The organism is Robertmurraya korlensis (assembly GCF_023715225.1).
Lineage (GTDB): Bacteria > Bacillota > Bacilli > Bacillales > Cytobacillaceae > Robertmurraya_A.
Window position 1 is genome coordinate 1 of record NZ_JAMBNS010000006.1, and the last position, 18,149, is coordinate 18,149.

Annotated in this window: 18 protein-coding genes and 2 other annotated features; of the genes, 15 read left to right on the forward strand and 3 right to left on the reverse strand. The window is 36.7% G+C overall.

The window, feature by feature from the left end; translation table 11 throughout:
* Positions 1–149: 149 nt before the first annotated feature.
* Complete coding sequence (gene bcbE / locus M3175_RS11990) at positions 150–1,415, reverse strand: bacillibactin exporter BcbE (RefSeq protein WP_251519282.1); 1,266 nt, start codon at positions 1,413–1,415, stop codon at positions 150–152.
* 188 nt (positions 1,416–1,603) lie between these two features.
* Between bcbE and M3175_RS11995 the strand changes: the two genes are divergently transcribed.
* The 11 genes from M3175_RS11995 to M3175_RS12045 all read left to right on the forward strand — a co-directional run bounded on the left by M3175_RS11995 (position 1,604) and on the right by M3175_RS12045 (position 11,962).
* Complete coding sequence (locus M3175_RS11995; protein ID WP_251519283.1) at positions 1,604–2,245, forward strand: MOSC domain-containing protein; 642 nt, start codon at positions 1,604–1,606, stop codon at positions 2,243–2,245.
* A 75-nt stretch (positions 2,246–2,320) separates the two neighbouring features.
* Positions 2,321–2,578: a binding site (T-box leader), on the forward strand.
* A 31-nt stretch (positions 2,579–2,609) separates the two neighbouring features.
* Positions 2,610–2,820 (forward strand) — a binding site (T-box leader).
* A 52-nt stretch (positions 2,821–2,872) separates the two neighbouring features.
* Positions 2,873–4,261, forward strand: a complete 1,389-nt coding sequence (gene trpE, locus M3175_RS12000; protein ID WP_251519284.1) for an anthranilate synthase component I — start codon at positions 2,873–2,875, stop codon at positions 4,259–4,261.
* Positions 4,258–4,869 carry an anthranilate synthase component II gene (locus tag M3175_RS12005; protein ID WP_251519285.1) on the forward strand — a complete coding sequence of 204 codons (612 nt, stop codon included), beginning with the start codon at positions 4,258–4,260 and terminating at the stop codon, positions 4,867–4,869. The genes trpE and M3175_RS12005 overlap by 4 nt, the downstream gene beginning before the upstream one ends.
* A complete protein-coding gene (gene trpD / locus M3175_RS12010) occupies positions 4,841–5,869 on the forward strand; it encodes an anthranilate phosphoribosyltransferase (RefSeq protein WP_251519287.1) in 1,029 nt (342 codons plus the stop codon). The genes M3175_RS12005 and trpD overlap by 29 nt, the downstream gene beginning before the upstream one ends.
* A gap of 2 nt (positions 5,870–5,871) precedes the next feature.
* Complete coding sequence (trpC, locus tag M3175_RS12015) at positions 5,872–6,660, forward strand: indole-3-glycerol phosphate synthase TrpC (protein WP_251519290.1); 789 nt, start codon at positions 5,872–5,874, stop codon at positions 6,658–6,660.
* A complete protein-coding gene (locus M3175_RS12020) occupies positions 6,657–7,280 on the forward strand; it encodes a phosphoribosylanthranilate isomerase (protein WP_251519292.1) in 624 nt (207 codons plus the stop codon). Before trpC ends, M3175_RS12020 begins: the two co-directional genes overlap by 4 nt.
* A complete protein-coding gene (gene trpB, locus M3175_RS12025; RefSeq protein WP_251519294.1) occupies positions 7,277–8,476 on the forward strand; it encodes a tryptophan synthase subunit beta in 1,200 nt (399 codons plus the stop codon). The genes M3175_RS12020 and trpB overlap by 4 nt, the downstream gene beginning before the upstream one ends.
* A 2-nt stretch (positions 8,477–8,478) precedes the next feature.
* Positions 8,479–9,261, forward strand: coding sequence for a tryptophan synthase subunit alpha (gene trpA, locus M3175_RS12030; RefSeq protein WP_251519296.1), 783 nt, complete (start codon positions 8,479–8,481; stop codon positions 9,259–9,261).
* A 64-nt stretch (positions 9,262–9,325) separates the two neighbouring features.
* Positions 9,326–10,123, forward strand: a complete 798-nt coding sequence (locus tag M3175_RS12035; protein WP_251519298.1) for an MBL fold metallo-hydrolase — start codon at positions 9,326–9,328, stop codon at positions 10,121–10,123.
* A 67-nt stretch (positions 10,124–10,190) separates the two neighbouring features.
* Complete coding sequence (gene cdaS / locus M3175_RS12040; RefSeq protein ID WP_285852265.1) at positions 10,191–10,787, forward strand: sporulation-specific diadenylate cyclase CdaS; 597 nt, start codon at positions 10,191–10,193, stop codon at positions 10,785–10,787.
* A gap of 74 nt (positions 10,788–10,861) precedes the next feature.
* The gene (locus M3175_RS12045; RefSeq protein WP_251519302.1) at positions 10,862–11,962 is read left to right on the forward strand and encodes an AI-2E family transporter; all 1,101 of its coding nucleotides are present in this window, start codon (positions 10,862–10,864) and stop codon (positions 11,960–11,962) included.
* A gap of 64 nt (positions 11,963–12,026) precedes the next feature.
* Here the strand turns inward: M3175_RS12045 and M3175_RS12050 are convergent, their stop codons facing one another.
* Positions 12,027–12,128 (reverse strand): YjcZ family sporulation protein, encoded by a 102-nt coding sequence (locus M3175_RS12050; RefSeq protein ID WP_119708760.1) that lies wholly within the window; start codon positions 12,126–12,128, stop codon positions 12,027–12,029.
* A gap of 193 nt (positions 12,129–12,321) precedes the next feature.
* Between M3175_RS12050 and M3175_RS12055 the strand changes: the two genes are divergently transcribed.
* Positions 12,322–14,253 (forward strand): beta-propeller domain-containing protein, encoded by a 1,932-nt coding sequence (locus tag M3175_RS12055; RefSeq protein WP_251519305.1) that lies wholly within the window; start codon positions 12,322–12,324, stop codon positions 14,251–14,253.
* A 113-nt stretch (positions 14,254–14,366) separates the two neighbouring features.
* Positions 14,367–16,085, forward strand: coding sequence for an ABC transporter ATP-binding protein (locus tag M3175_RS12060; RefSeq protein ID WP_251519307.1), 1,719 nt, complete (start codon positions 14,367–14,369; stop codon positions 16,083–16,085).
* Between the two features lie 43 nt (positions 16,086–16,128).
* Here the strand turns inward: M3175_RS12060 and M3175_RS12065 are convergent, their stop codons facing one another.
* On the reverse strand, positions 16,129–16,365 hold the full coding sequence (locus tag M3175_RS12065; protein ID WP_251519309.1) for a helix-turn-helix domain-containing protein: 237 nt from the start codon (positions 16,363–16,365) through the stop codon (positions 16,129–16,131).
* A gap of 220 nt (positions 16,366–16,585) precedes the next feature.
* Between M3175_RS12065 and M3175_RS12070 the strand changes: the two genes are divergently transcribed.
* Positions 16,586–17,443, forward strand: coding sequence for a carbon-nitrogen hydrolase family protein (locus M3175_RS12070; protein WP_251519311.1), 858 nt, complete (start codon positions 16,586–16,588; stop codon positions 17,441–17,443).
* A gap of 22 nt (positions 17,444–17,465) precedes the next feature.
* Positions 17,466–18,137, forward strand: a complete 672-nt coding sequence (locus tag M3175_RS12075; RefSeq protein WP_251519313.1) for a GNAT family N-acetyltransferase — start codon at positions 17,466–17,468, stop codon at positions 18,135–18,137.
* Positions 18,138–18,149: the final 12 nt, after the last annotated feature.

Genomic DNA, 18,149 nt, shown 5'->3' on the forward strand with positions numbered 1-18,149 from the left:
TCTTGGCCATGATAAATCCCCCGTTTTCGTATGAATTCATTATAAACGGGATTTTTTCTTAAGACATAAAAAACCCCGAATAAGGGGCACCTTTTTTAATAGTGTCCGTTATTCGGGGTATAGTTCACTCAGGGCAGTACGACTTCTTTTTATGCACTTTTTTTCTCCGGTTTTATACCAAATAGTATCACAAGTAAACCAACTGCACTTATGCCAGCCAGTATATAGAATAAGGAAGTTTGGAGATTCTTTTGAAGAATGGCCATTACAGGTGGACCAGCTGCTACACCAATAAATCTCATCGAACTATAGATAGAGGAAATAGTGCCTCTCTCCTCCATCTCGATTCCTTCTGTAATGTACGCATCTAAGCAAGGAAGTCCAACACCTATTCCAATGCCACCTATGGTGAACATCGATATCATGAACCATAAATTATCAGAAAAGCTTAGAGAAGCCGTACTAATGGCTAGTAAAACGATTCCGACGAAGGTAATCCACTTCATCAAAACTTTATTTTCTTTAATCATTTTTCCTGTAATATACGATGCAAGGCAAAGTGCTCCAAGTGGGATTGTCAAAAACAATCCTTTTTTCACATCTTTAATGTCATATTGCTTCTCTAATATATCTGAAAGGTAAAATAGTACTCCAAATAATACAAACATGAGAATAACTCCGACAATAAATACGGTATAGAGCCAACGGCCATTTTGAACAAAGATTTTTTTTACCTTTTGGAAAAACTTCTTAAATGGAATGGGCTCGGTTCTCTTCTTCGGATTTTGAACGAGAAAGAGAGTAAGAAGAATAGATATGATACAAAATGCAGGGATAGCCCAGAACGGAAGGTGCCAGAAAAAACTTGCTAAAAATGCACCAAGGATAGGGCTTAATACTTTTCCCAAAGTGTTAGATGTTTCAATGACGCCAAGAGAGCTACTAACCTCTTCCTCACTTTTAAACATATCTCCAATCAGTGGCATAACAATAGGGAATGCTCCTGCAGCACCAACGCCTTGTAAAGCCCTGCCGATTAGAATAATCCAATAAGGATCTTCCATCTTCCAAGAGGCCCATCCAGAAATAAGCCCCCCGATTCCTGCAATGAAAAGACTTGGGATGATAACCTTTTTTCTCCCAATATGGTCAGAAAGATAACCAGCTATTGGAATCAGTAAGATCGCAACAATTGAATAAACTGTAATGATCATGCTTGTTTGGAAGGGAGAAATATTAATTTTCTTTTCCATAACGGGAAGTACCGGTATCAGCATAGAGTTACCAAGTGTCATAACTAGAGGAATAGATGATAGTGAGAGTACAGCCCACCTTTGATTATGGTGTTTACCATCACCCTTCTTTTTGTTTTCCTTATATTTTTTCCCGTTTCTAGATTTATAAGAATTTGACATTCCGACCCGCCTTCATTTCATTTTTTATAAGAAAGGGACCTTATCACCTAATTAGGTATTTACTCGCATAACTATAATATGGACCTAAGAATCAAAACTCATTAGTTTTTTTCTTTACATAAAAATGGATTTTCCAAACATGGTAGGCTAAAATATGAATCATCAGATGAAGGGTATGGGGTGAAATAATGGCAGAAATAATAACTCTTAGTGTTGGTAAACCAAAAGCTTTTAATTGGAAAGGGAAAAACGAAAGTTCAGGAATTGGAAAAGAAAAGGTATCGGTAGCCGAGTTAACAAAAGATGGCTTTGTAGGAGATGGTGTTGCAAGTTTAGAATACCATGGAGGACCAGAACGTGCGGTATGTGTGTACTCTTTTGAACATTATAAGCAATGGGAAAAGGAGTTTGGTGTAAAGCTTTCTCCACCAGCCCTAGGAGAAAACCTTTGTGTAACAGGTATGCTTGAAAAGGATGTTTACATAGGAGATGTATATTCCCTTGGGAATACTGTTGTTCAAGTCACACAAGGTCGTGTTCCTTGCTCCAAAATTTCGAAGTTCAATGAAATTGATCTGTTTTTAAAAAGAATTGTCGAGACAAACTATACTGGTTATTTCTTTAAGGTGCTGCAGGAAGGAACTGTAAATAGTGAAGGGAAGCTTGAATTGTTAGAAAGAACTCAAGAAAAAGTTTCTATCCTTTACGCAAATCAAATTTTCCTTCATGATAAGAAAAATAGAGAAGGTCTGAAAGCCTTATTAAATGTAAATGAATTGGCACATGTATGGAAAGAAAATGTAGAAAAACTGTTAGCTAAAACAGTTTAATTTCACTTTTAAAAATTTTCAGTTTTTATCGTTGACTTTTTTAGGTAAATCTTATATCATAATAAACAATTAAAGACTACGGTGTTGATGAAGAGTAGTACCTATTACAGAAACTTTAGAGAGCTGATGGTTGGTGCAAATCAGTGTGGAAGTATTAGGGAATGGACTTCGGAGCCTCCAAACCGAACCTTTATAAAAAGTAGTAGGCCTTGGCGAAAGTCTCATCGTTACAAGAGACAGATATTTATTGCTTCATGGAAAGCAAAGATATCTGTAAAGTGAGCTAATATAATTAGCTAATAAAGGTGGCACCACGGGTTTCTCGTCCTTTTTCAGGAGAGAAGCCCTTTTTGTATTTAATAAAAGAAAATCGTCGATTAAGAGTAGTAAGCCTAGTTTGTTTGACACAGAGAGTCGGGATTGCTGAGAACCGATCAAACCCTTGGCTGAATGGACTTATGAGAGTGGTCTTGAACGTGAAGTAGGGACCAACGGAATTCCACCGTTAAAAGGAACTAAAGGGAGCATATATGCTCTGAACCTGAGGTGGCACCACGATCAAAATCGTCCTCTATACGTAGTTTTCTACGTATAGGGGACTTTTTTTATTTATAAGGAGGGAAAACCATGAACGCAAATGTTCAAAGCATCATTATTGAAGAAATTCTAGGTGATACGTTAACACCCATTTCAATATTTCAGCGACTTAAAGGTGTAAAGAAATGTTTATTAGAAAGCTCGTTAAAGCACGAGCATTCAGGAAGATATTCCTTTATAGCGGCTAATCCTGCAGTAGAGCTAAAGGGAAGTGGAAATAACACATTACTTATTAAAAAGAGAAGCAGTGAAACCCTTCGAGCTAACCCTCTTGAGGTGCTGAAAGAAATTGTACCAAGTATTGAAAATGATTTTATGAAAGAAATCCCTTTTATTGGGGGAGCTGCAGGTTTTGTAAGCTATGACATCGTTCGTTATTACGAGGAAATCGGTGAAATACCGAGAGACGAAATGATCGTCCCAGAAGTTCATTTTCTATTATTCGAAACAATCGTTGTTTTTGACCATTTAACTCAAAAGGTGTTTATTGTGGGTATTCCGATCAGTGATCAATCTTCTTTGGAGGATATTAAAGGTTTGGTCAAAGAAACTAAGAATCAGATTCTAAACGAAAGAGAAGAAGCACCTTCACCTGTTTCTATTTCTTCCTATGAAGCATCAATCTCAAAAGAAGAGTTCATGGACAAAGTGAAAAAAGCAAAGGAGTACATTGTAGAAGGCGATATATTCCAAGTCGTCCTTTCTCAAAGGATGAAAGCAAATATACAGGGTGATCCATTCTCTTTTTATCGTAAGCTTAGAGTTCAAAATCCTTCTCCTTATATGTATTATTTCGATTTTGGAGATTATGTGGTTGCAGGGGCATCACCTGAAAGCTTGATGAAAGCAGTCGGGGAAACCGTCTATACGAATCCAATTGCAGGAACGAGGCCTAGAGGGAAAACTCTGGAGGAAGATGAGAAACTGAGTGTGGAATTGATTCATGATGAAAAAGAATTAGCTGAGCACCGAATGCTAGTTGACCTGGGTCGAAATGATTTAGGTAGAGTTTGTGAATTTGGTAGTGTGGAGATCAGCAAGTACATGGATATCGAGAAATACAAGCATGTCATGCATATTGTGTCAGAAGTAAAAGGAACGTTGAAGAGAGAGTTTCACCCAATTGATGCACTAATTGCATGTCTACCGGCTGGTACCGTATCTGGAGCACCAAAAATTCGAGCGATGGAAATCATTAATGAACTTGAAGATGTCAAGAGGGGCATTTACTCAGGAGCAGTCGGTTATTACTCTGCTAACGGAAATATCGACTTTGCTCTTGCTATTCGAACAATGGTGGTTAAGGATTCAAAAGCATATATCCAAGCTGGGGCAGGAATTGTGTATGATTCGGTTCCAGAAAAAGAATACGAAGAAACCATTCACAAAATGAAAGCTTTCTTGGAGGTTGAAAAATGATTTTACTAATTGATAATTATGATTCCTTTACCTTCAATCTATATCAATATTTAGGTGAACTTGGAGAACAAATAGTTGTGAAAAGAAATGATAGTCTTACAGTAGAAGACATTATTGAGCTATCTCCAAAAGCAATTGTGATTTCTCCTGGACCAGGACGCCCTGAACATGCTGGAATTTGTATTGAGGTTATTCAACAGTTATATACAAGGATACCTATCCTTGGTATATGTCTAGGGCATCAAGCAATTGGTCATGCCTTTGGAGCAACGGTTTCAAAAGCAAAAGAAATAATGCACGGTAAAATTTCGAAGATTTCTCATGAAAAGATAGAGCTTTTTAAAGGTTTTGAGGAACCTTTGGAAGTAATGAGATATCATTCCCTTGTTATTGAAAAAGCGACACTTCCAAGCACGATACAAGTTCTTGCTACTTCCATTGATGATGGTGAGATTATGGCGATTAAACACAAAGAGGCACCATTATATGGATTTCAATTTCATCCAGAATCAGTAGGGACGGAAAGCGGGAAAAAACTAATTCAAGCATTCTTAACATCAATAGGAGAGGAGTTTCTAAATGAGAGAGTATCTACAAAAACTGTCTGAAAACAAGTCATTGTCACAAATAGAAATGGAAGATGCAGTTAGGAAACTTTTTTCCGATGAAGTAACTGATAGTGAAATTGCTGCATTTCTTATCGGGTTGAAGACAAAGGGAGAAACGGTGGAGGAAATTGTAGGTTTAGTTCAAGCGGTACGAGAAAAATCACTCACTTTCACCAAAAAGATGGAGAATGTAATGGACAATTGTGGAACAGGTGGAGATGGTTCAAAAAGCTTCAATGTAAGTACTACCTCTGCATTTGTTATTGCTGGCGCTGGTATCACTGTTGCAAAGCATGGAAACAGAAGTATTTCAAGTAAAACAGGAAGTGCAGATGTGCTGGAGTATTTAGGAATAAATTTAACTTTAACCCCTGAGGAAGCAGAAGAATGTTTAGAAGAGGTGGGGATTAGCTTTTTATTTGCTCCACATGTACATCCAAAAATAAAAAACATTATGAAAGTAAGAAAAGAGTTAAAAATACCTACAATATTTAATTTAATTGGACCATTAACCAACCCAATGGAACTTGATTATCAATTACTCGGAATATATAGAAGAGATTTGCTTCAGACCTTTGGTGAGGTACTTAATACCCTTGGAAGAAAAAGGGCCGTTGTAATTAACGGTGCAGGATTTATGGATGAAGCATCGTTACAAGGGGAAAATCATTTAATTATTGTTGAAAACGGTTCGATTTCAGAAAAGAAAATAAGCCCTGAAGAGATTGGTTTATCTTCATACCCTAACGAAGCAATTATCGGTGGAAATGCCATAAGAAATGGGGAAATCTTATTATCGGTTCTAAATGGAGAAAAAGGAGCCTGCCGAGATACCGTGTTGTTCAATGCAGGAATTGGAATTTTTGCCAGTGGAAAAGTGAATTCCATTGTAGACGGGATTGCAAAAGCAAAAGAGAGTATTGATAGCGGTTCGGCGAAACAGAAACTTGAAAGTCTAATTTCAAAAGGAAAAAAATTTAAAAAGGAAGGAGTCGTGTAAGTATGGAGACGATTCTTGACAGGATTATTGCGGAGAAACAGAAGGAAGTACTTAGTTTAAAAGAACGACCAATGCTTAAGGAAGTTGACCGGCAGCAAGTGTCTTTTATTCAAAAATTACGACTAGCGGAAGAAGTGAAGATTATTGCAGAGTTTAAAAGAGCATCTCCCTCCAAAGGAGCAATTAATTTAGAGTGTGATCCGTCTGAACAAACTCTACAATATGTTCAAGCCGGTGCTGATGCTGTAAGTGTTTTGACAGATCGTACTTTTTTTAAAGGCGATTTCCGAGACTTGGAAGAAGTGAGAAAGACGATTGCGGCACCTATTCTTTGCAAAGATTTTATTATTGATCCGATTCAAATTGATTACGCAAAGCATGCAGGTGCTAATCTTATTTTGTTAATAGCTGCTGCGTTAGATCTAGAGACTTTGCATTCGTTATATCATTATGCTATCAGTAAAGATCTTGAGGTACTCATGGAGGTACACAATGAGGAAGAATTAGAAAAAGTGTTAACTACTGAAAACATCTTAATTGGTGTAAACAATCGGAACTTAAAAACATTTGAAGTTGATTTAGCGACAACAGAAAGATTAGCTTCTAAGATTGTTGAGTCAAATAGATACTTAATAAGTGAGAGTGGAATCGCTACTACAGAGGATGTAAGAAGAGTTGTAGCAGCTGGTGCTTCAGGTATTTTAGTAGGTGAAACGTTTATGAGGCAGGAAAAGCCGGAAGAAGCATTACGGTCGATGAAGCTTCCGTTAAGAAGGGTGGCTTCTAATTGAAAGTAAAAATATGTGGAATTACTGACATACATGCAGCAAAGGTTGCTGTGGAAGCAGGAGCAGATGCAATTGGTTTTGTTTTTGCAGAAAGTAAACGAAAGGTGACGATCGAACAAGCAAAAACCATTATTAACACTCTTCCAGCACATGTAATAAAAGTTGGTGTGTTTGCTAATGAGGATGTAGATACCATCCAAGATATAGTTGAGAAGACAGGATTAACAATGGTTCAGCTCCATGGTGATGAAAATCCTGATGTTTGTAAAAAATTTTCAGTACCAGTCATCAAGGCATTAGGTGTATCATCAAAGAAAGATTGTGAGAAAATTCAGGAATATCCATGTGAATATATTCTTTTAGATAGTCCTAAAGGAAAATATCGAGGTGGTAATGGGGAGACGTTTCCATGGGAGGTTGTGGATCCAATGGCTATCAGGGGGAAAAAACTTATTGTAGCTGGTGGGCTTAATATCAATAATGTCACTTTAGCAATTCAGTCACTTCAGCCATATATGGTGGATGTTAGTAGCGGAGTGGAGACGAACGGAAAAAAGGACGATGAGAAAATCATTCATTTTCTTAAGCAAGCGAAAATGGGAACAGGGGAGATTTGTAAATGACGACATATGTAATGCCGGATGAAAAAGGCCATTTTGGTATATACGGTGGTAGATTTGTACCAGAAACGTTAATGCAAGCAGTTCTAGAGCTAGGTAAAGCTTATGAGAAGGCAAAAAACGACAAAAACTTCCAACAGGATCTAGCCTACTTACTAAAAGAGTATGTAGGAAGAGAAACACCTTTATATTATGCTGAAAATTTATCAAAGCATGCGAATGGTGCAAAAATCTATCTAAAGAGAGAGGATTTAAATCATACAGGTGCTCATAAAATTAATAACACGGTCGGTCAAGCGCTGTTAGCAGTAAGAATGGGAAAAAAGAAAATTGTTGCTGAAACTGGTGCTGGTCAGCATGGGGTAGCTACCGCAACGGTTTGTGCACTATTAAATCTGGAGTGCGTTATATTTATGGGAGAGGAAGATATTAAGAGACAGCAACTGAATGTATTTAGAATGGAGTTGCTAGGTGCAAAGGTAGTATCTGTTACCTCAGGAAGCCGAACGCTGAAGGATGCATGTAATGAAGCACTACGTTACTGGGTTTCAAATGTGACAGATACTCATTATATTTTAGGGTCTGTAATGGGACCACATCCGTTTCCAATGATGGTAAGAGATTTTCAAAGTGTGATCGGAAAGGAAACGAAGCAGCAATATAATGAGAAATTTGGTAAAAACCCAGAAGCAATTGTAGCTTGTATTGGTGGTGGTAGTAACTCAATGGGAATGTTTTATCCATTTATTGAGGATAGTGAAGTACAGCTAATTGGTGTAGAAGCTGCTGGTCATGGGATTGATACAGAGCAGCATGCAGCTTCGCTAACAAAAGGAAAGCCAGGAGTATTACATGGTGCTCTTATGTATTTGTTACAAGATCATGCTGGCCAAATCCAAGAGGCACATTCTATTTCTGCTGGTTTAGATTATCCGGGAGTGGGTCCAGAACATAGTTACTTAAAAGATATCGGAAGAGTACAGTACGAAAGTATTACGGATGAGGAAGCTCTAGAAGCCTTAAAGTTGTTGTGCAGGCTTGAAGGAATTATTCCTGCTCTTGAAAGCGCACATGCAGTCGCATATGCCATAAAACATGCGCAAACAATGACAGAAAATGAATCAATTGTTGTTTGTCTTTCAGGTCGTGGAGATAAAGATGTACAAACTATTCAAGCAAATATGAAGGAGGCATTGTAATAATGAATCGCATTGAAAAAGCGTTCCATAGCCTAAAGGAGAACAATAGAAAGGCATTTGTGCCGTATCTGATGGCAGGGGACGGAGGATTAGATCAGTTAATGGATCAATTGATCTTTTTAGAGAATTGCGGAGCAACAGCAATAGAAATTGGCATCCCCTTTTCAGATCCAGTAGCAGATGGACCAGCTATCCAAGAAGCTGGGATAAGGGCTTTACAATCGGGTACATCCTTAAAGGACGTCTTGGTAGCGATTCAAACGATCCGTCCGATTGTATCTACCCCACTTATTTTAATGACTTATATGAATCCAATTTATGCTTATGGAATTGGTTCATTTATTCATGATGCAGTTAAAGCTGGAATAGACGGCTGTATTATTCCAGACTTACCTATTGAAGAGGAAGAATTAATTGCTCCCTACTTACAAGATGCAAATATTGAGTTAATTCGTCTAGTTACCCTTACAAGCCCACTTGAAAGAATAGAAGAAATCGCAAAAAAGGGTCGAGGCTTTTTATATGCTGTAACTGTTACAGGAATAACAGGAGCTCGTACAGAATTTAATGATAGTGTTTCCAAATACTTAAAGGATATAAAGAGCGTAAGTCCTATTCCTGTGCTTGCTGGATTTGGGATATCCACACCTGAACAGGTGGTAGAATTAGGTTCATATTGTGATGGAGTAGTGGTTGGTAGTAAAATTGTCCAATATTTTCATGAAAAGAAATTATCTGAAATTGAACATTTAATTCAAGCATCGAAAACTGCTGACGTATCATAAAAATTGTAATCAATCTCCTAACATGAATAGGGTGAAACTATTACATCCTATTCATAGGAGGCGAATGAACTTGGATGTACGAAGAAATCAGATAACGAAAGATATTTACGGCTATCGTACAGTGATTGCAAACATAGTACTGGTAGGTGGATGTGGAGCTGAGGGGAGAGATTGGGTATTAATTGATGCTGGCGTTCCTTTCTCAGGGAGTTATATTAAGCATTTTACTGAACAAGTATTAGGTTCTGGAAAGAAACCAATAGCTATCGTCTTGACTCATGCTCATTTTGACCATGTTGGAGGTCTTTCTTACTTATTAAATGAATGGCAAATCCCTGTATATATCCATGAGCAGGAACAAGAGCATGTAACTGGTATAAAAGATTATCCACCACCCCATCCGTTCATAGAAAAAGGGCTAATGGCGTTTTTATCACCCCTATATCCAAGAAAGGCGATAAATATTCATTCATATATACGGTTGCTTTCAACGGATGGCTCCATTTCGGAAATGCCTGGTTGGAAATGGATTCATACACCTGGGCACACAGAAGGCCATATTTCGTTGTTTCGCGAAAAGGATCATGTCGTAATTGCGGGTGACGCATTGATTACTGTGAAGCAGGAGTCAGCATTAGCCGTTGTAACTCAAAAGAAAGAGATTCATGCTCCACCAGCATATTTTACTCAAGATTGGGATCAATCTTTTGATTCGATAAAGAAAATACAGAACCTTGACCCTTCGCTAATTTATACTGGCCATGGAAAGCCAATGGAGGGAATAGAACTGAAAAAAGGGATGGACCTTCTAATACGACGTTTCGAAAGAGATATGGTAGGGAATGAAAAATATGTGCATTAAAGGTTAGCCTTAGTAAAAATTACTAGGGCGTCTCTTATTTCACAAGTAGTTGTAGGAGGTGGGAAGATTGTATGAACAAAAAAGATTTCAACAGGATGTAAAGCTCATGTTATCTACGATACAGGAGAAAACAAAATCAATTCAAGACACAATTTCAGAAGAAGATTGTTGTATTCTTTCTGAGTTTGATCTTTTACTTAAGCTGGTTTCTGACGCTCAAAATGTTGCATCCTCATATTATTTAGAGTCATACTTATCACCATATACAACAGAATATAACCAAATTGCAAAAGCTGCATCTACACTTTCAGAAAAGCGACACGGAGCATTAATTGTTGTTGAAAGAAAGCAGCCATTAACAGATATTTTACACAATGGTGTCACAATAGGTGCAAAATTTAGTCAAACTCTTCTAGAAACTATATTTTATCCTGGGAACCCACTGCATGACGGGGCAGTTTTAATACAAAATGATTTTATTCACTCAGCGGGAAATATTTTACCTGTCAGTAATCAAACATTTCAAAGTAAAAAGCTCGGAACGAGACATAGAGCCGCATTAGGATTATCTGAGTTAACTGACGCAATAATGATTGTAGTATCAGAGGAAACAGGCCGTATTACATTTGCTATTAATGGAAATTTACATGTAGTCAAAACATAAGGATTGAAAAGTTTGGCATTTATTTCATTTCCTGATATCATCAAATATATATCTATATTATGGGGAAGTGTAAAATGTCGTTAACAAATAAAAAATGGTTTCAGGCGATGATCGCTATTATCTTCATACTAATTATTTCTTTATTAGTAAGGGAAAATGCTTTCTTATTCCAACCTCTTATCGTATTGTTGCAAACGATATTTTTGCCATTTGTCATGGCAGGAATATTATTTTACCTTTGTAGACCACTAATTTTTTGGTTAGTGAAGAAAAAGGTTCCAAAATGGATGGCAATTCTTTCTGCTTATTTAGCTATTACACTAGTTATTTATGGCGTCATTCGGTTAATTGGACCAATAATATCTAATCAATTAGACCTTTTTATCAACAATATACCTAATATGGTTTCTTCGGTTGTTGACGGAATCAAATATATTCAAGAAAATCGTGATACGTTTCCTGAATTTATTCAACAAGCTATTATTGATGGAAGCAATCAATTAGAGACACAACTAAAAAACAATACCGGTAACATTGCAAATGGGATTTTTTCTATTTTTGGATTTATTGGTGGTTTTATTAATACCATCTTCTACTTGGTGCTAGTTCCATTTATCCTGTTTTACATGTTAAAGGATAGCAATAATTTTGCACCAAGAGTGGCAACCTTCTTTAAAAAAGATTTACAACAAGATGTATTACAAATATTAAAAGAAACAGATAGAACCATCTCTACATATATTCAAGGACAATTGATTGTAAGTTTATGTGTCGGGATTTTACTGTATATCGGATATTTAATTATTGGTCTTGATTACTCATTAGTTTTAGCTCTGTTTGCCATGTTAATGAATGTCATCCCTTTTTTAGGCCCATTTTTAGCTGTAATTCCAGCCCTATTTGTTGCGTTATTTCAAGATCCCATCATGCTCGTCTATGTTGCCATTATAACAGTGATTGCACAGCAAGTAGAAGGCAATGTGATCTCACCACAAGTAATGGGGAAAAGCTTGAATATCCATCCTTTAACGATTATTGTTCTGATTTTAACTGCAGGAAATTTAATGGGGTTGTTAGGGATTATTTTTGTTATCCCCGTGTATTCCATTGTTAAAGTACTCGTTACACATATAATTAAAATTTATAGATTAAATAACAAAGACCTTGCTTCTTAAATTGAAGAAAGGTCTTTTTGTTTAGAAGCAAACCTGTTAAGCAAAGGTATCCTTTAGTAAATTTTTAGTAGTTAAAATAAGAAGCACCGACAATGATCAACAAGATAAACAATACAACAAGTAGAGCAAATCCGTTGTTAAATCCTCCGTTATAGCTTTCGCCCATTCTTTTCACCTCCACTTAATAAGTGAACAGCTTGTATTACTGTCTATTTATCATATGAAGAAAAGGTCATGGTGGTTGGACAAGTAACCTGGGTCAAACACACTTTTTTGTTTCATATTTTTAAATTTGTAACCTTTTTGTAACCATTTGAGTCCAATCAAATAAGAAATCGTTTTTCAGAAAGGTGGTTGCTATGAAAAGAAAATGGGTTATTGGACTTTCTATTTTATTTGGATTGTTATTGGCATCAATTGTCATGTACACAAAAGAAACTCGTCTGGCAGCAAATTATGGATTAGGAAATGAACTCGAGGGTGAGATGGTTAACGGTGCTCTACCCGTTATTGAAGATAAAGCGCAGTTAAATAAGTATTTTTATCAAATCATCAAAGAAGAAAAACAAAATCAAAAATTTTTCACTCTTACTAAGGAAGATAAAGCTTCAGAGGAGACCTCGATGGAAAATTCTGCTTCTGACACGAGTTCAAAAGCAAGTGGCCAAGAGGTGTCAAGTACAAATGTTCAAGTTCAAGGAATTGATGAAGCGGATATTGTTAAAACGGACGGTGAATATATATATCAAGTAGTAGATGGTAGGGTAAATATTATCTCTGCCAAATCAGCTGAAAAAATGGAACATGTGGCGTCCATACAATTTCAAAAGAATTTTTCACCTTCACAATTGTTTCTAGACAAAGGACAGTTATTAATAATCGGCTATAGTTATAGTTATGAAAACAATGCAGCCGAAAAGAAAATAGCGGTAGATAGTTTATATGCACCTATGAATGAAATGACGAGGGCACTTGTTTACGATGTAAAGGATCCATCAAGGCCAACTTTAGAAAGAGAAATATCTCTAGAAGGATATCTTTCAAGTGCTAGAAAGATAGGAAGTAAGGTATATTTAATCGCAAATCATTTTCCGCAATATTGGTTATTGGAAGATGATGATGGAGTTGATTTACGTCCGAGATACTCAGACTCTGTAAATAAAGAGGAAGCAACCTCTGTATCATATGATGAAATACAATACATTCCCGGATCAAAGGAAGCAAATTATACCACTATAGCTGCTTTTGACCTTTCTTTACCTACACAGGAAGCGAAAATTACAACGTATTTGGGGAGTGGAGGTCAGCTATATATGTCGAAAGAGAACCTCTACTTAGCTCTTACAAACTGGAGATCGTCGGATGAACAGCGAGAAGAAGCGTTTACACCTAATACAATGATATATAAATTTAGGGTAAATCAGTTAGATGTTACTTTTCAAGGCAATACAGAGGTGGTTGGAACAGTTCTAAATCAATTCTCCATGGATGAGCATAATGGTTTTTTCCGAGTAGCAACAACCGAAGGAAATAGTTGGGATGAAAGCAAACCTTCAAAAAACCACTTGATCGTATTTGATAAAGATTTAAAGCAGGTAGGTAGGCTTTCTGATCTTGCAAAAGGAGAAAGAATCTACTCAGCAAGATTTATGGGGGATCGCATATATATTGTAACTTTTAAAGAAACAGACCCTTTGTTTGTTATAGATGCGTCAGAACCAAGTAACCTAACGATCCTTGGAGAACTAAAAATTCCAGGATTCAGTAATTATCTACATCCTTATGACGAGAATCATATAATTGGTTTTGGTTACGATACAAAGCTAGTTACCATGGAGGGAGAGAAGGAGCCAAGAATTTTAACGGAGGGAGTAAAACTTTCCTTGTTTGATATAAGCGATGTTAGAAATCCAAAAGAAAAGTTTACTGAGATTATTGGGGGAAGAGGAACATATTCGCCTTTAAATTACGATCATAAAGCATTGCTTTATAATACGGAAAATGGCCTCTTTGCTTTTCCAATCAATGTGTATGAGAGTGTGAAAGGAAATGAGTACGAGCAAAAATTTATTTTCCAAGGTGCATATGTGTATAATGTAAGCCTTGATAAAGGGTTCTCCTTAAAGTCAAAGATCTCTCATATGAAGGGAAAAGAACTGTATGAAGAATGGGAAAATGAAATTCAACGCTTGGTATATATTGATGAACAACTTTATGCCCTATCTCATTCGAAAATAAGTTCATACAGTTTAGAAAACTATCAGATCATTTCAGAATTAGAATTAAAGTAAATGTGAAAGGGAGCTACTATGCTCCCTTTTCTGTTGCTATGTAAATAGTCTTATTCTATAATAATTCGTATCTAGAAATAATAACCAAAAGCTTTTGTATAAGGAGACGATCTATGATTCGCCGTTTTTTTACTTATTATGGGCCACATAAAAAGTTGTTTACGATTGACTTTACTGCGGCTGTTATTGTTGCAGTATTAGAGCTAGCATTTCCTCTCGCTGTTCAATGGTTTATTGATTCTCTATTGCCTAGTGGAAACTGGTCAATGATTGTTTCTGTCAGTCTAGGATTGTTAGCGTTTTATATTATCTCCACTTTTTTACAGTACATCGTCAACTACTTAGGTCATATGTTAGGAATTAATATTGAGACAGATATGAGACAGCAGCTGTTTACCCATGTTCAGAGACAGTCGTTCCGGTTCTTTGATAATACAAAGACAGGTCATATCATGAGTAGAATAACAAACGATTTATTCGACCTTGGAGAGCTAGCTCATCATGGACCAGAAGATATCTTTATTGCGTGTATGACATTTATTGGTGCGTTTTGGATTATGTTAACCATTAATGTCAAACTGGCGCTAATTGCTGTGTTTATGGTGCCTCTATTAATCTGGTTAATTACATTTTGTAATCTTCGCATGAATAGAGCGTGGAGTAATATGTATAGTGATATTGCTGATGTAAACTCAAGGGTAGAGGATAGTGTTTCAGGAGCTAGAGTGGTGCAATCATTTACCAATGAAGCTTTTGAAATTAAACGTTTTAAGTCGAATAATGAACGCTTTCGTTTATCAAAACTATCAGCCTATAAAGTGATGTCTTTTAGTTTATCAGGCATATATATGATGACTCGTTTCTTTATACTTATTGTGTTAGTTTATGGGGCATGGCTTAGCTTTTCAGGTGAACTGACGTATGGAGAGCTTGTAGGTTTTATTTTATATGTGAATGTTCTATTTAAGCCAATTGATAAAATTAGCGCGATTATGGAGCTTTATCCAAAGGGAATGGCAGGGTTTAAGCGCTTTTTAGAACTGATTGACACAACACCAGATGTTTTGGATCAAGATGATGCTATTGAGATGGATGCATTAAAGGGAAATATTCTCTTCAATAATGTAAATTTCCACTATGACAGCTCAAAATCTATTTTACAAGGCATCAATTTACAAATAAATGAAGGAGAAACGGTTGCATTTGTTGGTCCTTCAGGAGCAGGGAAAACAACGATTTGTTCACTGATTCCCCGCTTTTATGATGTAGTCAGTGGGGCAATCACAATAGACGGTATTGATATTCGATCTATAACGAAAAAGTCTCTTCGATCTAATATTGGTATTGTTCAACAGGACGTGTTTCTTTTCACAGGTACAATACGAGAAAATATTGCTTATGGAAAATTACATGCCAGTCAGGAAGAAATTGAAGAGGCAGCGAGACGCGCTCATCTTCAAGACTTTATTGCATCTTTGCCAAATGGATACGAAACGCAGATTGGCGAAAGAGGCTTGAAGCTTTCAGGAGGACAAAAACAGCGACTTGCAATTGCAAGAATGTTTTTAAAGAATCCACCTATCTTAATTTTAGATGAAGCAACTTCAGCACTAGATACTGAAACAGAAATGATTATTCAAACTGCCCTATCGGAGCTTGCAAAAAATCGCACGACCCTCATTATTGCCCACAGATTAGCAACGATTCGAAATGCAAATCGAATCGTTGTTGTTACAGAAGAAGGAATTGCTGAACAAGGTACTCATGATGAATTAATTGAAAAAGGTGGGATATTTGCGAATTTGCACCAAGTACAATTTCAACAACAATAAAAACAGTGGCTTCTCGTTGGAAGCCACTGTATCTCTTTGTGTATTACATAAATGGAGGAAGACCGTTACCCATTTCTTTTACAATTAATGATATGGATTCAATTTGTTTTTGATCGAGATCAAGTGCCTCTGATATTTTATTTTCGAGATTTTTAGTAACATTGCGTTTTCCTAGTTCAACTAAGGCGATAAGTGAGTAGCTACAGTTAACAAGTTTTGCAAAGTCTCTTTGGGTCATGCTGTAGCTTTCCCTAATAAAACGAATGATTTGGCTGTCCATAGATTCACCTCTTCTTCTTTACGAAACTCCTAATCACCTATATTTTTCTTGTATACACTGTCTTTATAAAACTATTAATAAATTAGCACTTTCATGAAAGTCTGTAAAGATGCTTTTTAAGATTAATAAATAATAACTATAAAAAGAGCAAGAAAGTTGTGATTTTGTTGGATTTCATACATACTAATTGATATGTAAACAGTAAAGGAGCTGCTGCTTTTTGAAATATCGAGTGTCTGCTGTTCAATATCACTTACATACGATTTCATCATTTGAAGAATTTGCCGCTCAGTGTGAGCACTACATAAAAACAGCACAGGAATTCGGTTCGGATTTTATTCTCTTTCCGGAGTTTTTTACAACCCAGCTATTATCCATCGGTGATGAAAGTGGGAAAGCTTTATCCATAAATGACCTGCCAAAGTTTACAGAAAAATATCTAGATTTATTTAAGAATTTTGCCTCAGATTCAGGAATGTATATCATTGGGGGAACTCATGTATTAGAAAGAATGGGTAAGCTCTATAATGTTGCTCACCTGTTTTACCCTGATGGACGTGTAGAAGAACAAGCGAAGCTTCATATTACTCCTACTGAAGTGGAAGAATGGAATATGTCTGCTGGGGATGGACTGCGTGTGTTTGATACAGATAAAGGTAGGATCGCAATGCTGACCTGCTATGATATAGAGTTTCCTGAAATCGTTCGAATGGCAAAAGCAAAAGGGGCTGATGTAATTTTTTGCCCGTCATGTACAGACGACCGTCATGGTTTTCATCGTGTACGCTATACAAGCCATGCAAGAGCCATCGAAAATCAAATCTATGTCGTCCTTACTGGTACAGTTGGATCGTTGCCAACAGTTGACTTTATGCGTGGTAATTTCGGTCAAGCAGTTGTTATTACACCAAATGATGTTCCTTTTCCACCACAAGGCATAATGGTTCAGGGAGAAATTAATGACGACATGATCGTTACTGCTGACCTTGATTTAGACCTTCTATATGAAGTGAGGGAAAAGGGTTCAGTGACAACATGGCGCGATCGTAGAACTGATCTTTATACTGACTGGAAATAAATTCTTAAAAGGAGTGATAGAAATGGATTACGTTCGAATTACAAGCAGTGAAGACCCTTTGTTTGTTAAAATGCATGAGTTAATGAAGGAAGTTTTCCCACCTGAAGAGGTGTTAGAGTTTGAATTATGGAAGGAGCCTTTAGAAGACCCTAGTATTCGTGTGTTTGTTGCGGTACATAACGGTGATGTGGTAGGTTCAACAGAATACCGTTACTATCCGAACTGGAACATTGCAATGACAGACTTTACAATTATTGGTCGCCAAGGTCTTAGTTTAGGTCGCTTTCTAGCTCAGAACCGTTTGAGGGATTTATCTGCATTAGCGAAAGAAAATGAAAAAGAACTGTTCGGTATGTTTGCTGAGATTTATGATCCTTATCAACGTGGTGATTTTGAATTTGGCGGAGTAAAAGCCATGGATCCGTTTGTTAGAAGGGAAGTGCTTTCCCATCTTGGATACAAAAAGTTAAACTTTACTTATGTGCACCCATCTTGGAAAAACGATGGAGAAGCGGTAGCCGGTCTTGATTTATGCTTTATGCCATTAGATGATCAGCTGGAAGAGATTTCTTCAAATTTAGTTGTTGATTTCATTACTACTTATTACAGTGTGTTATCCAATAAGCCTGCTCAATGGGTTCAAATGGTAGAAGATCTGAAGACAAGAGAAACAATTGAGTTACTTCCCCTATAATCAAAAAAAGAT

Coding starts and splice junctions, on each gene's coding strand:
- M3175_RS12060 (WP_251519307.1), top strand. CDS start 14,367: ATGATTCGCCGTTTTTTTACTTATTATGGGCCACATAAAAAGTTGTTT.
- M3175_RS12065 (WP_251519309.1), bottom strand. CDS start 16,365: ATGGACAGCCAAATCATTCGTTTTATTAGGGAAAGCTACAGCATGACC.
- trpD (WP_251519287.1), top strand. CDS start 4,841: ATGAGAGAGTATCTACAAAAACTGTCTGAAAACAAGTCATTGTCACAA.
- trpC (WP_251519290.1), top strand. CDS start 5,872: ATGGAGACGATTCTTGACAGGATTATTGCGGAGAAACAGAAGGAAGTA.
- trpB (WP_251519294.1), top strand. CDS start 7,277: ATGACGACATATGTAATGCCGGATGAAAAAGGCCATTTTGGTATATAC.
- M3175_RS12055 (WP_251519305.1), top strand. CDS start 12,322: ATGAAAAGAAAATGGGTTATTGGACTTTCTATTTTATTTGGATTGTTA.
- M3175_RS12045 (WP_251519302.1), top strand. CDS start 10,862: ATGTCGTTAACAAATAAAAAATGGTTTCAGGCGATGATCGCTATTATC.
- bcbE (WP_251519282.1), bottom strand. CDS start 1,415: ATGTCAAATTCTTATAAATCTAGAAACGGGAAAAAATATAAGGAAAAC.
- M3175_RS12050 (WP_119708760.1), bottom strand. CDS start 12,128: ATGGGCGAAAGCTATAACGGAGGATTTAACAACGGATTTGCTCTACTT.
- M3175_RS11995 (WP_251519283.1), top strand. CDS start 1,604: ATGGCAGAAATAATAACTCTTAGTGTTGGTAAACCAAAAGCTTTTAAT.
- M3175_RS12035 (WP_251519298.1), top strand. CDS start 9,326: ATGAACTTGGATGTACGAAGAAATCAGATAACGAAAGATATTTACGGC.
- M3175_RS12075 (WP_251519313.1), top strand. CDS start 17,466: ATGGATTACGTTCGAATTACAAGCAGTGAAGACCCTTTGTTTGTTAAA.
- trpE (WP_251519284.1), top strand. CDS start 2,873: ATGAACGCAAATGTTCAAAGCATCATTATTGAAGAAATTCTAGGTGAT.
- trpA (WP_251519296.1), top strand. CDS start 8,479: ATGAATCGCATTGAAAAAGCGTTCCATAGCCTAAAGGAGAACAATAGA.
- M3175_RS12005 (WP_251519285.1), top strand. CDS start 4,258: ATGATTTTACTAATTGATAATTATGATTCCTTTACCTTCAATCTATAT.